The sequence below is a fragment of the Clostridium sp. AF28-12 genome (genome assembly GCF_003435225.1).
Taxonomy (GTDB): Bacteria; Bacillota; Clostridia; order Lachnospirales; family Lachnospiraceae; genus Pilosibacter; species Pilosibacter fragilis.
The window spans coordinates 92,902-105,319 of record NZ_QWGJ01000002.1; the positions used below are offsets into that span (position 1 = coordinate 92,902).

The following is a 12,418-nucleotide window of genomic DNA, read 5'->3' on the forward strand; positions in this document are numbered from 1 at the left end:
ATGCCGGAAATCACATTGAGAAATATAACAAAACGCTGGGGAAAATTCTTCGGAGTCGATCATCTGGACCTCGACATCGCGGATAACTCCTTCATCACACTGCTCGGACCGTCCGGATGCGGAAAAACAACGATCCTCCGCATGATCGCGGGGCTCGAGACACCGACGACTGGTCAGATCAAGATCGGAGATAAGGTTGTGTTTGACAGTGAGGCGGGAATCAACATTCCGGCCAATAAGCGTAAGGTCGGATTCCTGTTCCAGAACTACGCGCTGTGGCCGAACATGACCGTTTACCAGAATATTTCTTTTGGTTTAAGCAATATCAAGGAAGAACTTCCGAAATACGATTTTGATGCCATGACGACGGGGGAGCTGATCCGGGCGCTGAAGAGCGGAAAGAAGATCAAAGAGTTAGTGGAAGAGTGCCGCGATAAGAGAGGTAAGCTCGACACGGATAAAGTCTATCTGAAATTTATCGACGCATTCATCCTCTCTATTTATACCGCGAAGATCCTCTACGGATACGGGATTCAGGACGCGGCAGATCCGGACACAGCCGCAAAGGCGAAGGCGGAGGAGCTGATAAAGAAGCTTGACGGAATCAAGAAGTCCTATGAGTCAAAGGGGCAGTCCTTAAATGAGGAATGTGCCATCGTATCCGGAGGAAAAGTTCTGACAGAAGACAGAAAACTCACGAAGGAAGAGATCGATAAATCCGTCCGCAGAGTTTCCAGGATCGTCAAGATCGGCATGTTCATGAACCGTTACCCGGCAGAGCTCTCCGGCGGTCAGCAGCAGCGTGTTGCCATCGCGAGAACCTTGGCACCGGAACCGGCAGTTCTCTTCATGGATGAGCCGCTGTCAAACCTTGATGCGAAGCTCCGTCTCGAGATGAGATATGAGCTGCAGAGACTTCATGTTGAGACGGGAAGTACCTTTGTGTATGTCACCCATGACCAGATGGAGGCCATGACACTGGCGACAAAGATCTGTCTGATCAACAATGGTGTGCTTCAGCAGTATGATGCCCCGCTTGATGTATATAACAGGCCGGCAAACCTTTTCGTAGCGGACTTCGTCGGAAATCCGTCCATCAACTTTGTGGAGGCGAAGGGAAAAGAACAGGCTGATGGAAGTTTCAGATTTAAGATTCTGGATGATCTCGAAGCGACATTCCGACCGAACGAGCCTATCGATATGGCGGCATGGTTCGCAAAGAGGGATAAAGACGCGGCTGATCTGGAAGCTCAGAGGATTGAGATGCTAAAGGATAAGAAGGCCGTTGAGAAGAGCAACAAGGACGAGGTATTTAAGTACCATATCGCGAAGGTTGACGAGTCTGACTATGCGGTGGAGGAAGAGCCGGAGATCACCAACGAGGACTTCGTCCTGGCGATCCGTCCGGAGGCGCTGAAACTCTCAAAGGACGGATCCATCGCATCCACGATCTACGGTGCGATGCCGACCGGCATGGAATCAACCGTGAAGCTCAGGATCGGAAAGTACCTGCTGACAGGCGTTATCTTCGGCGGTGTTACTTTTAAACTTGGCGAAGAGACAGGTGTTGATATCGCGGGAACGGACATTCTTCTGTTTGACAGAAAGTCTGGAAAGGCGATCACAGCTGGTAGTCTTGCGGTGAAAGGCTGAGAAGCAGTAAAGGATAAAAGTTAGGATAAAAGGTAACTGTTCAGTAGGTCTGCGCACTTGCTGCGCTGACCGTAAGAAAACATAGGCTGGAGGGCAAAAATCGCATCAGCGCAGCTGATCTGGAATGGATTTTTGCGTGTAACTATGAAGGTACTGAATAGTTACGATAAAAGGATGGATAAAGGCGGTGGAGCTGCGAATGGGCGGCTTTGCCGCCTTTTTCTCTATATAGTAATGTTGCGGAACAGGAAAAAATCTGGTAAGCTTTAGGGAGAAAAAACAAAAGGGAAAATGGTGGAATTTAAAGGAATTCTGCTTATGGGAGTGTATGATGAGAAGAAAAATAGCGGTAATTTGCGGAGCGGTCCTGTTGGCGGTCGTTCTGCTTGGCGGATGCAGCAGTGTGGCATCGGGGACCGTGCGGACGACGGCTGCGGTTGAGGTAAGTCAGGAGATGAAAACGGCTGAGCCTGCGGAGAATAGTGATACTACACAGGAGAGCGTGGACAGCAAAACAGGCGGTGAAAAACCTCATGTTGTCCTGCAGCAGAATGAGACGGAATCTTCCGAGGCGGAGACGGGATCCGCGGATCCTTACGCGGACCTCTTAAAGGACCCGGAAGTCATGGCGGCGAACAAGATCTACGTGAAAGAGACAGCGGAGACGGGAAAAACGCGGATCGTCTTTGCGGGAGATATCCTGTTCGACTCCCATTACGCGATCATGGCATCCCTCTTAAAGAGGGGGCAGGGGATCGAGGGTGGAATTTCCGCGGATCTCTTATCCATCATGCGGAGCGCCGATATCTTTATGGTAAACAACGAATTTCCGTATACGACGGGCGGAGCGCCCACGGCGGGAAAGAAATTTACGTTCCGTGCGGATCCGAAGTACGCGTCCTGGCTCTTTGACATGGGAGCGGATCTCGTGTCCCTGGCGAACAACCACGCCTATGATTACGGCGAAGTGTCCCTGACAGACACCCTGGACACCCTGGAAGCCATCGGAATGCCCTATGTGGGAGCGGGACGAAACCTGAATGAAGCGGTGAAACCGGTATCCTTTATCGCAAACGGAAGGAAGATCACCTTCGTCTCCGCAACCCAGATCGAGCGGACACTTCCGCCGGACACCAAAGGGGCAACGGAGACAACTCCGGGGGTATTCCGGTGTCTGGAGATCAATAAACTTCTGGAGGTGATCTCCGCGGCGAAGGCGGACAGCGATTTTGTCATTGTATACATCCACTGGGGGACGGAAGGAACTGATAAGCTGGATCACTGGCAGCAGGAGCAGGCGCCCCAGATCGCGGCGGCAGGAGCGGACCTGATCATCGGGGACCATCCCCATGTGCTGCAGCCCATTGGCTACCAGGGAGATGTCCCGGTGGTGTACAGTCTCGGGAACTATCTCTTCAACTCAAAGACGCTCGATTCCTGCCTCGTGGAGGCGGTGATCGGAGATGAGGGGTTGGAATCCCTGCGGTTTATTCCGGCGAAGCAGTCGAATTGCCGCGTGGCGAAGGCGGAAGGAGCGGAGAAGGAGCGGATCATCAATTACATGAGAAGCATCTCTCCGGAGGCGGTGATCGATGATGAGGGGTATATTACGAAGCAGAATGCCCAGTAATGGTACAGAACACGTACCGGACCTGTCACATTTAATATTTCCAATGCACAAAAAATTTTCCTGTTTACAGAAAAAATATCCTATGTTATAATGTGCATTAGACGTTTTCTGTACCAGTCTGCCCTTTTGAAAATGGATGGTGCGGAAAAGAAATAGAAACAGTATACGAAAAGGATGGAACTGATATGGCAACATTACTTGAAACATGGAGAAGCCTCGCTTACGGCGATGGTCTCGATGATAAAAAGAAAGAAGAACTCTGGACAAACTATTTTACGATCGAAAAAGGCATCTACGAGAAGATCCTTTCCAACCCGACAGAAGTTGTTGAGGGAACTGTAAAAGAACTTGCTGAGAAGTATGGCACAGAAGTTCTCGTTATGACTGGTTTCCTTGATGGAATCAATGAGAGCTTAAAGGGATATGAGAACCCGATCGACACAATGGCAGAGGATACCGTTGTTAAGATTGAGATCGATCCGGAAAAGCTTTACTACAATATGGTAGAAGCTAAGGCTTCCTGGCTCTATGAGCTTCCGCAGTGGTCTGAGATCCTTTCCGCTGAGACAAGAACCGAGCTTTACAAGAAGCAGAAAGCTTCCGGAACCGTACGCCGCGAAGGCCACAAGATCTACCCGAACGATCCGTGTCCGTGCGGAAGCGGAAAGAAGTACAAAAAGTGCTGCGGCCGCAACGCATAAGATGAAACGTAAGCCATTACCTATTGCGGGTAGTGGCTTTTTCATTATTGTACGCGGACTGAGGCTGATCAAGGAGATAAAATGCAGGCATATACAGGTTTTGCAGCTGTCTATGACACTTTCATGGATAATATTCCATATGAAGAATGGTGTGAATATCTGACAGGGCTTTTAAAGGAACAGGGGGTTACGGAGGGAATTCTTCTCGATCTCGGATGTGGAACGGGAAGTCTCACGGAGCTTCTCGCGGACGCTGGTTATGATATGATCGGCGTGGACAACTCCGAGGAGATGCTGGAGCTTGCCCTGGAAAAGAAGGAACAGTCCGGAAAAGATATTTTGTATCTCTGTCAGGATATGCGGGAATTTGAACTTTACGGCACGGTGGCGGCGGTGGTCTCCATCTGTGACTGTATGAATTATATTTTAGAGCCGGAGGATCTGACAGAAGTATTCCGCCTGGTTAACAATTACCTGGATCCGGGCGGAGTGTTTATCTTCGACATGAATACGGAGTACAAATACCGGGAGATCATGGGAGACAACACGATCGCGGAAGACCGGGATGACTCCAGCTTTATCTGGGACAACCAGTACGATGAGGAGGAGCAGATCAATATCTATGATCTGTCGATCTTTGTCCGTGAGGACGGGGATCTCTTCCGAAAGTACCATGAGACACATTATCAGCGGGCTTATTCCCTGGAAGAGGTGAAGAGTGCCATCCACGAAGCGGGAATGGAATTTGTTGCCGCCTACGATGCATTTACGAAGAATCCGCCGCGGGAGGACAGCGAACGTATTTATGTGATCGCGAGAGAATATGGAAAAGAAAGGAAATAGAGCATGAACGATTATATGATCCGTGCGACGGCTGCGGAGGGACAGATCCGCGCCTTTGCTGCAACGACAAGAGATATGGTGGAGAACGCAAAGAATGCCCACAACACAAGCCCGGTGGCTACGGCTGCCTTAGGACGTCTCATGACAGCAGCTGCCATGATGGGCGCTGACTTAAAAGGGGAGAAGGACCTTTTAACACTTAGAATTGAGGGAAGCGGTCCGCTGGGCGGACTTCTTGTCACAGCCAACGGCCATGGAGATGTGAAAGGATATGCGTTCAATCCGGATGTAATGCTTCCGCCGAATGCACAGGGAAAACTCGATGTCGGCGGTTCCCTGGACCTTGGTGTTTTGAGCGTTATCAAGGATATTGGCTTAAAAGAGCCGTATGTGGGACAGACACAGCTCGTCACAGGTGAGATCGCGGAAGATCTGACCTACTATTTTGCCACATCTGAGCAGGTTCCGTCCTCCGTTGCCCTAGGTGTTCTAATGAATAAGGACAACACGGTCCGTCAGGCAGGCGGCTTTATCATCCAGCTTCTTCCGGGTGCTTCCGATGAGATCATCGACAAGATCGAGGCGAAGCTTTCCGGAATTTCTTCCATCACAGCACTGCTGAATGCGGGAAAGACTCCGGAGGAGATCCTGACAGACATCCTCGGCGAGTTCGGACTTGAGATCTTATCAAAGATGCCGGTACAGTTCCACTGTGACTGTGACCGCTCCAGAGTGGAGAAGGCGATCATCAGCATCGGAAAAAAAGAGATCCAGGACATGATCAACGAGGGCAGAGAGATCGAGGTCAACTGCCAGTTCTGCAACAAGCATTATAAGTTCTCTGTGGATGAGCTGGAAGATATGCTTAAGAGGGCAACGAGAGAGTAAAAATATGAGTTCTGTTAAATTGAATGAGGAAGAAAAACGGCTGCTCCACAACGCCTGGCATCACTTTCTGACCATCACCCATCACAAGCTGGTGGTCATGGAAGGCTGCTTTCAGGTTGGACTTTTTAAACAGGGGCTGCTCCACGATCTGTCGAAGTATTCCTGGGAGGAATTTAAGACCGGCGTGAAGTATTATCAGGGAACGCGGAGTCCAAACGCGGCGGAGAAGGAAGAAAAGGGATATTCCTCCGCATGGCTCCATCACAAGGGGAGAAATAAGCATCACTTCGAGTACTGGACCGATGTGTCCACAGCGGAGGACCACTGGAAGATCGTCGGCGTGAAGATGCCAGTGAATTACCTGGCGGAGATGGTCATGGACCGGATCGCGGCCTCGAAGATCTACCAGGGAAAGAACTACACGGACGCGGCGCCCTACACATATTTTTCCAGAAATAAGGAATATATCGTCATGCATCCGGAGACGAAGGCATGTCTGGATAAGATCCTGCTGATGTTGAAGGAAAAGGGAGAGAGAAAGACGTTTGCATATATCAGGAAGCTTCTTAAGGACGGGGATTACTAGAAATAAGCACTCGCGTCCGGTGCAGGAATGTGTCTAAGCATGTTTTCGCATTGAATGAGATTTGCAGCATAACCGCTGCCGTCTGCAGCTGACGCAGGCGGCAGGGCTGATGTGTGAAGATACTGGATTAGCGGGTTTTATTTGAGAAATGAGAAGATCTCTTTTATATACCGGTTCAGCTTTTCCGCATCGGAGAAGCAGTCTTCCCGGACTTCGAAGAATCCTGTTTTATCCTTGCAGGAGGTCTTGAATTCCGGCACCCAGATATCTGCGGGCTGGGGGAGAAAGGTGCCGTCCTTCTTTGTGTAGCAGGTCTCCTTTGTCGCCTTGATCCGGGCGTCCTTGTCGACAAATTCGCCGACACTCTTGTGGATCGCGGTATCCTCGTAGATCAGATAGTAGTAATCCTTATAGTTCGGATAATAATATTTTAATGTACCTTTGTAGACCCGGATGGAAAGCTCCATCCGGTCTTTGTCTGCCCGGAAAGCGTAGGCGGGGACGGAGGCAGCCACCGGGGACGGAAGGATCGTCACCGGGTCCCCTGAGAGGGAGAGGATCAGCCGGTCTGTCTCGCCGGGAGCTTCCCGCACCGCGTCCAGGGTGAAATCCTGGGCGAAAAAGTCAGGATAGAAGAGTACGGGAAGGAGAGAAGGCATTCCCTTTAAGTCGTCCTCATTGTGGAGGAGAAGAAGATGTTTTTCTTCCTGATCGTGAGTCCTCAGATAGTCCAGGTAGACTTTGATGAGCTCGCCGCCGTTATAGAGGTCCTTGCGTCCGATCTTAAGAAAGCGCTCGATGGTCTTCTGCTTCATGTCCGGCAGACCAAGGAGCTTCTTAAAGGGCTTGATCCGGCGGAAGATATCGACGCTTTCCACGCTGTCAAAGGCGGGGGTGAGCTTTAAGGCCTTGGCGCGCTTCGTGACAAAAGGAATATCGAACATGTCCCCGTTAAAGTGGACGAGAGTGCGAAAATCCTTTATAAAGTAAAAAAATGCGGTCAGGACATCGGCCTCCGCGGCTTTCGTGTCTGCAAACCACTGGATGAAGCGGAGATGGTCTCCCTCCGGCCAGATACAGCCGATGAGATATACGGTGTTGTAGTCGGCGGAGAAGCCGGTGGTCTCGATATCAAAAAAGACAAGCTTTTCCGGATCGCCAAGGCGCTCCAACGGATAGGCGATGGTGCCAGGGAATGTTTTTTCTATAGTGATCATGTGATAGTCCTTATACTTATATTGCTGATCCGCCTGGGGTTCATAAAAATGCTGGTGACTGCTCGGAAAACTGCATATGGCAAATCATGAATGGAACAGGCGGAAGAATTTTTGCTTCCGTGTTTTCTGATTATACCCGCGAAAACATGGAAAGTCAACGAAGGAGAAGCCTGGCGGCGTTTTCCGGGAAGATATTTCAAAAAACAGCTAAATCGAAAATATGTTCGATTCTCGCGGCGGTTCCACTTGCACTTAAATGGCGGCTATGGTATGATTACGACATGCATCATGACATGATGAGGAAAAGGGAGGTTCATTCAGTGATTTCATATATACGCGGTCCCTTGGAAGAAAAGAGGGAAGATTCCGTCGTTGTTGAGGCGGGAAATATTGGCTACCGGATCTTTATTCCGTCATCGGTCCTCGGGGAGCTTCCGGGTCTTGGGGAGGAAGTGAAGATCTACACGTATTTTTCCGTGCGTGAGGATGGAATGAGTCTTTTCGGATTCCTCTCAAGGCAGGATCTTGAGATGTTCCGCCAGCTGATCGGGGTGAACGGGGTCGGTCCGAAGAGTGCCCTGGGAATCCTCTCCGCGCTGAAACCGGATGTGCTGCGTCTGGCTGTAATCTCCGGTGACGCGAAGGCAATCTCGAAGGCGCCCGGCGTCGGGGCAAAGACAGCCCAGAGGATCATCCTGGATCTCAAAGATAAAATAAAAGCAGAAGACGTATTATTTGCAGGTGCAGATCTGGAGGAGAGCCCGAAAACGGATCTCTCTGGAATGGCGGAAGCTGGAAAAGAGGCTGTGGAAGCGCTTACGGCCCTCGGTTATTCCGCGTCCGAGGCGCAGACCGCAGTAAAGAAGGTTGCGATCACAGAAGGTATGACTTCCGAGGACGTGCTGAAGGGCGCGTTAAAGCATCTGGCATTCTTATAGGATGAAACTTTGTAACTATTCGGTAGGTCTGCGCATTTACTGCGCTGACCGTAAGAAAACTTAGACTAGAAGGCAAAAATCCTATCGGCACAGCCGATTTAGAATGGATTTTTGCGCGTAACTGTGAGGGTACTGAATCGTTACGAAACTTTGTAAAAATGGCAGCCGGAGACGGCTGTCTGATAGAAGAAATAGATAGGAAATGTTATGAGCCGAAAAATCATTACGACCGAAGAAACTGAGGAAGACAAAAAAATAGAGGGGACCCTGCGCCCACAGTACTTAAAAGATTATATCGGTCAGGAGAAGATAAAGTCCACGCTGAAGGTCTTTATCGATGCGGCAAAGAGCCGCGGGGAGGCGTTGGATCATGTGCTTTTTTATGGCCCGCCGGGCCTTGGAAAGACAACGCTCTGCGGAATCATCGCGAACGAGATGGGGGTGAACTTAAAGGTGACCTCCGGGCCGGCGATCGAGAAGCCGGGAGAGATGGCTGCGATCTTAAACAATCTCCAGGAGGGAGATGTCCTGTTTGTGGATGAGATCCACAGGTTGAACCGCCAGGTGGAGGAAGTCCTGTATCCGGCGATGGAAGATTTTGCCATCGATATCATGCTTGGAAAGGATTCATCCGCCCGCTCGATCCGACTGGATCTTCCGAAATTTACACTTGTGGGAGCAACAACGAGAGTGGGACTTTTAACAGCTCCGCTCCGGGACCGTTTTGGTGTGATCCAGAGGCTGGAATTTTATACACCGGAGGAACTCTGCGTGATCGTAAAACGCTCCGCAAAGGTCCTGGGCGTTGAGATCGACGAGGAAGGAGCTTTTGAGATCGCAAGAAGGTCCAGGGGAACGCCGAGACTGGCAAACCGCCTCTTAAAGAGAGTGAGGGACTTTGCACAGGTAAAATACGACGGTGTGATCACGAGACATGTGGCGGATTTTGCCCTGGATATCCTGGATGTGGACAAGCTTGGTCTCGACAATAATGACCGGACCCTGCTTCTCACCCTGATCCAGAAATTTTCCGGTGGTCCGGTGGGACTTGAGACGCTGGCGGCGTCTATCGGAGAGGATTCCGGGACACTGGAAGACGTGTATGAGCCGTATTTATTGATGAACGGACTTATTATGCGCACGCCGAGAGGAAGAATGGCGACGGATTTGGCCTACAAGCACCTTGGGCTGGATGCGGCGAAATAGAAAAAAACATTTGCTGCAGTATACAGGCAGGAATTTTCTGAATTGAAAAATCTGTACGATAGAGAAAAAATGACAATTTTTATATAGATGATAACTGTCCGGCGGATCTGTGGATCGATCGTGTGGAGCCGTGAGGGAGTACAGGCTGGAAAACAGGCGGACGGTTATGCAAAAGAAGTGAGGAATTAGAAATGGATGAGAAGAACTATACGGAAGTGCTGATCAATGGAAATGTCTACACGCTGGGAGGAGCGGAGGATCCGGAGTACCTGCAGAAGGTGGCTGCCTATATTAATGAGAAGATCGCCGTTTTAAAGGCACAGCCGGGATTTACGAGACAGAATAAGGATTACCAGGAAGTCATGATCTATTTGAACCTGGCGGACGATTATTTTAAGACACTTCAGGAGGCGATGATGCTGCGCAGCCAGAAGGATGAGATGGAGAAGGAGATCTACAGCTTAAAGCATGAGCTGATCGGTCTTCAGATGAAGCAGGAATCCGCGGAGAAGAAGGCGGAATAAAGGAGAGAATATGAAAAACAGAACGGTTGAGATACTCGCACCGGCCGGTTCCTACGAGAGTATGGTGGCGGCGGTGAACGCGGGAGCGGACGCGGTCTATATCGGCGGAAGCCGGTTCGGTGCCCGTGCCTACGCGAACAACCTGGATGAGGAGACGATGGTGAAAGCCATCAACTTCATGCATCTTCACGGATGCAGGATTTATATGACGGTCAACACGCTCGTGAAGGAAAAAGAGATGTCAGATCTGTATTCCTATCTGAAACCGTACTATGAGGCGGGACTGGATGCCGTTTTAGTTCAGGATATGGGAGCGCTCACCTACATCCGGAAACATTTCCCGGATCTTCCGGTCCACATCAGCACCCAGATGACGGTGACAGGGAAATACAGCGCGAGAGACCTGAAAGCCCTTGGCGCTGTCCGTGTGGTTCCGGCGAGAGAACTTTCCTTAAAGGAGATCCGTGAGATCTATGATGATACGGGTCTGGAGGTGGAGACCTTCGTTCACGGTGCCCTCTGTTACTGCTATTCCGGCCAGTGCCTGTTTTCCAGCCTGATCGGCGGACGGAGCGGAAACCGGGGCCGGTGCGCACAGACCTGCCGTCTGCCTTTTGACGCAGAGCAGAACGGAAAATATGTCAATAAAAAGAATGAAAAATATATCTTAAGCTTAAAGGATCTCTGTACCCTGGATCTGATCCCGGATATCCTGGAAGCGGGTGTCTGTTCCTTAAAGATCGAGGGACGCATGAAGAGTCCGCGCTACACGGCAGGAGTTGTAAGTATCTACCGGAAATACGTGGACCTCTACTTGAAGGAGGGGCGTGCCGGATACCATGTGGAGAAGGCAGACAGGGATGCCCTGCTGGCTCTTTTCGACCGGGGCGGACAGTCCCAGGGCTATTACCACACCCACAACGGACGGGACATGGTGGTCTTAAAGGAAAAGCCGGAGTACCGCGACGTGGACCAGGAACTTTTCGACTATCTGGACCGCACGTATGTGAATGTGGAAAAGAAGATCCCTGTGACGGGAAGCGCGTACATCGCGGTCGGAAAACCGGGATATTGCTCCGTGTCGGATACGGCGGGAAATACAGCCTGGGAGGAATCCCAGCCCGCCGAGGAGGCAAAGAATGCCCCGATGGACGCGGAGCGCATCAGAAAACAGCTCTCAAAGACCGGTGATTCCATGTTTACGTTCACGGACCTTACCGTGGAGTGTGAGGGAAATGTGTTTATGCCGGTGCAGGCATTAAATAAGATGCGCCGCGAGGTCCTGGAGAAGCTTCAGGACGAGATCCTTTCCGGATACCGGAGAAACAGTTCTGTTCCACCGACAAAGGAAGAAGAGAGAGCGCCTGAAAAGGCTGATTTGGAAGAAAGACCGGAATTTACTGTCTTTGTCCAGACGAAACAGCAGTTTGAGATGGTTCTCGGGAAATTTAAGATGTACCGGAAGCTGTCCGAAAGATCATACGGAATTTATCTTGCGGCGGAGAGCTTTGACGCCCAGGAGTGGAAGAAGCTTGCGGACCGCTGTCATGAGGCGGGAGTCCGGTGTTATCTTATGATGCCGAGGATCTTCCGGAAAGAGGCGGAACAGTACTTCAGAAAGCAGATGGAGCTTTTAACGAGTGCCGGTTTTGACGCGCTTGGTATCGGTTCCATGGAAGAACCGGGATTCCTCCGGGAAGCAGGAATTGAACTTCCTATGTACTTCGACCAGGGAATGTATTCCTGGAACCACCTTGCGGGAGCGGCGATGGAGCGGTATGGGGCAGACCGATTGACGATCCCTGTGGAGTTAAACGAGAGAGAGATCCGGGATTCTGGTGTTCAGGGAGAGATGATCGTATACGGGTATCTTCCGATGATGATCTCCGCCCAGTGTATCAGAAAAACAACGATTGGATGTTCCGGAAAGTCGGAAATCATGTGGTTAAAGGACCGCAAGGACATGCGGTTCCCGGTGGTAAACCAGTGTCGTTTCTGTTACAATACGATCTACAATTCTGCGCCGCTTTCCCTTTTAGGACTCTCCGAACAGGTCACAGGGCTTAAGCCGAATGCGGTCCGCCTGAACTTCACGGTGGAGGAACCAGCTGCGGCGGGCGAGATCCTGGACGCGTTCTTTGAGGAATACGGAATGAGTGAAAAAGCGGCGGAGCCGCCAGTTTTAAGGAATCAGTTTACGCGCGGACACTTTAAGCGCGGAGTGGAGTAGGT

General features: G+C 50.7%; 11 protein-coding genes. 10 read left to right on the forward strand and 1 reads right to left on the reverse strand.

Annotated elements, in window-relative coordinates:
- From DWY93_RS02630 to DWY93_RS02655, 6 genes are all read left to right on the forward strand, one after another.
- Entirely contained in the window at positions 1-1,653 is a 1,653-nt protein-coding gene (locus tag DWY93_RS02630) for an ABC transporter ATP-binding protein (RefSeq protein ID WP_117469426.1), read from the forward strand.
- Positions 1,654-1,984: 331 nt separating this feature from the next.
- Positions 1,985-3,283, forward strand: a complete 1,299-nt coding sequence (locus DWY93_RS02635) for a CapA family protein (RefSeq protein WP_117469427.1) — start codon at positions 1,985-1,987, stop codon at positions 3,281-3,283.
- Between the two features lie 185 nt (positions 3,284-3,468).
- A complete protein-coding gene (locus DWY93_RS02640) occupies positions 3,469-3,984 on the forward strand; it encodes an SEC-C metal-binding domain-containing protein (RefSeq protein WP_117469428.1) in 516 nt (171 codons plus the stop codon).
- Between the two features lie 81 nt (positions 3,985-4,065).
- On the forward strand, positions 4,066-4,827 hold the full coding sequence (locus DWY93_RS02645; RefSeq protein WP_117469429.1) for a class I SAM-dependent methyltransferase: 762 nt from the start codon (positions 4,066-4,068) through the stop codon (positions 4,825-4,827).
- 3 nt (positions 4,828-4,830) lie between these two features.
- Complete coding sequence (gene hslO, locus DWY93_RS02650; RefSeq protein ID WP_117469430.1) at positions 4,831-5,715, forward strand: Hsp33 family molecular chaperone HslO; 885 nt, start codon at positions 4,831-4,833, stop codon at positions 5,713-5,715.
- 4 nt (positions 5,716-5,719) lie between these two features.
- Positions 5,720-6,301, forward strand: a complete 582-nt coding sequence (locus DWY93_RS02655) for a DUF5662 family protein (RefSeq protein ID WP_117469431.1) — start codon at positions 5,720-5,722, stop codon at positions 6,299-6,301.
- A gap of 137 nt (positions 6,302-6,438) precedes the next feature.
- Here DWY93_RS02655 and DWY93_RS02660 read toward each other — a convergent pair whose 3' ends face one another.
- Positions 6,439-7,518 (reverse strand): ribonuclease H-like domain-containing protein, encoded by a 1,080-nt coding sequence (locus tag DWY93_RS02660; protein ID WP_117469432.1) that lies wholly within the window; start codon positions 7,516-7,518, stop codon positions 6,439-6,441.
- A gap of 320 nt (positions 7,519-7,838) precedes the next feature.
- Here DWY93_RS02660 and ruvA point away from each other — a divergent pair, with 320 nt between their 5' ends.
- The 4 genes from ruvA to DWY93_RS02680 all read left to right on the forward strand — a co-directional run bounded on the left by ruvA (position 7,839) and on the right by DWY93_RS02680 (position 12,416).
- Entirely contained in the window at positions 7,839-8,456 is a 618-nt protein-coding gene (ruvA, locus tag DWY93_RS02665; protein WP_117469433.1) for a Holliday junction branch migration protein RuvA, read from the forward strand.
- A gap of 207 nt (positions 8,457-8,663) precedes the next feature.
- On the forward strand, positions 8,664-9,662 hold the full coding sequence (gene ruvB / locus DWY93_RS02670) for a Holliday junction branch migration DNA helicase RuvB (protein ID WP_117469434.1): 999 nt from the start codon (positions 8,664-8,666) through the stop codon (positions 9,660-9,662).
- Positions 9,663-9,853: 191 nt separating this feature from the next.
- Positions 9,854-10,186: a cell division protein ZapA gene (locus DWY93_RS02675; protein WP_015554226.1), complete on the forward strand. Its 333-nt coding sequence runs from the start codon at positions 9,854-9,856 to the stop codon at positions 10,184-10,186.
- 10 nt (positions 10,187-10,196) lie between these two features.
- The gene (locus tag DWY93_RS02680) at positions 10,197-12,416 is read left to right on the forward strand and encodes a U32 family peptidase (RefSeq protein WP_117471739.1); all 2,220 of its coding nucleotides are present in this window, start codon (positions 10,197-10,199) and stop codon (positions 12,414-12,416) included.
- Positions 12,417-12,418: the final 2 nt, after the last annotated feature.

Excerpts from the sequence above, each read along its gene's own strand:
- DWY93_RS02630 (WP_117469426.1), top strand. The coding sequence starts at position 1 with ATGCCGGAAATCACATTGAGAAATATAACAAAACGCTGGGGAAAATTC.
- DWY93_RS02635 (WP_117469427.1), top strand. The coding sequence starts at position 1,985 with ATGAGAAGAAAAATAGCGGTAATTTGCGGAGCGGTCCTGTTGGCGGTC.
- DWY93_RS02640 (WP_117469428.1), top strand. The coding sequence starts at position 3,469 with ATGGCAACATTACTTGAAACATGGAGAAGCCTCGCTTACGGCGATGGT.
- DWY93_RS02645 (WP_117469429.1), top strand. The coding sequence starts at position 4,066 with ATGCAGGCATATACAGGTTTTGCAGCTGTCTATGACACTTTCATGGAT.
- hslO (WP_117469430.1), top strand. The coding sequence starts at position 4,831 with ATGAACGATTATATGATCCGTGCGACGGCTGCGGAGGGACAGATCCGC.
- DWY93_RS02655 (WP_117469431.1), top strand. The coding sequence starts at position 5,720 with ATGAGTTCTGTTAAATTGAATGAGGAAGAAAAACGGCTGCTCCACAAC.
- DWY93_RS02660 (WP_117469432.1), bottom strand. The coding sequence starts at position 7,518 with ATGATCACTATAGAAAAAACATTCCCTGGCACCATCGCCTATCCGTTG.
- ruvB (WP_117469434.1), top strand. The coding sequence starts at position 8,664 with ATGAGCCGAAAAATCATTACGACCGAAGAAACTGAGGAAGACAAAAAA.
- DWY93_RS02675 (WP_015554226.1), top strand. The coding sequence starts at position 9,854 with ATGGATGAGAAGAACTATACGGAAGTGCTGATCAATGGAAATGTCTAC.
- DWY93_RS02680 (WP_117471739.1), top strand. The coding sequence starts at position 10,197 with ATGAAAAACAGAACGGTTGAGATACTCGCACCGGCCGGTTCCTACGAG.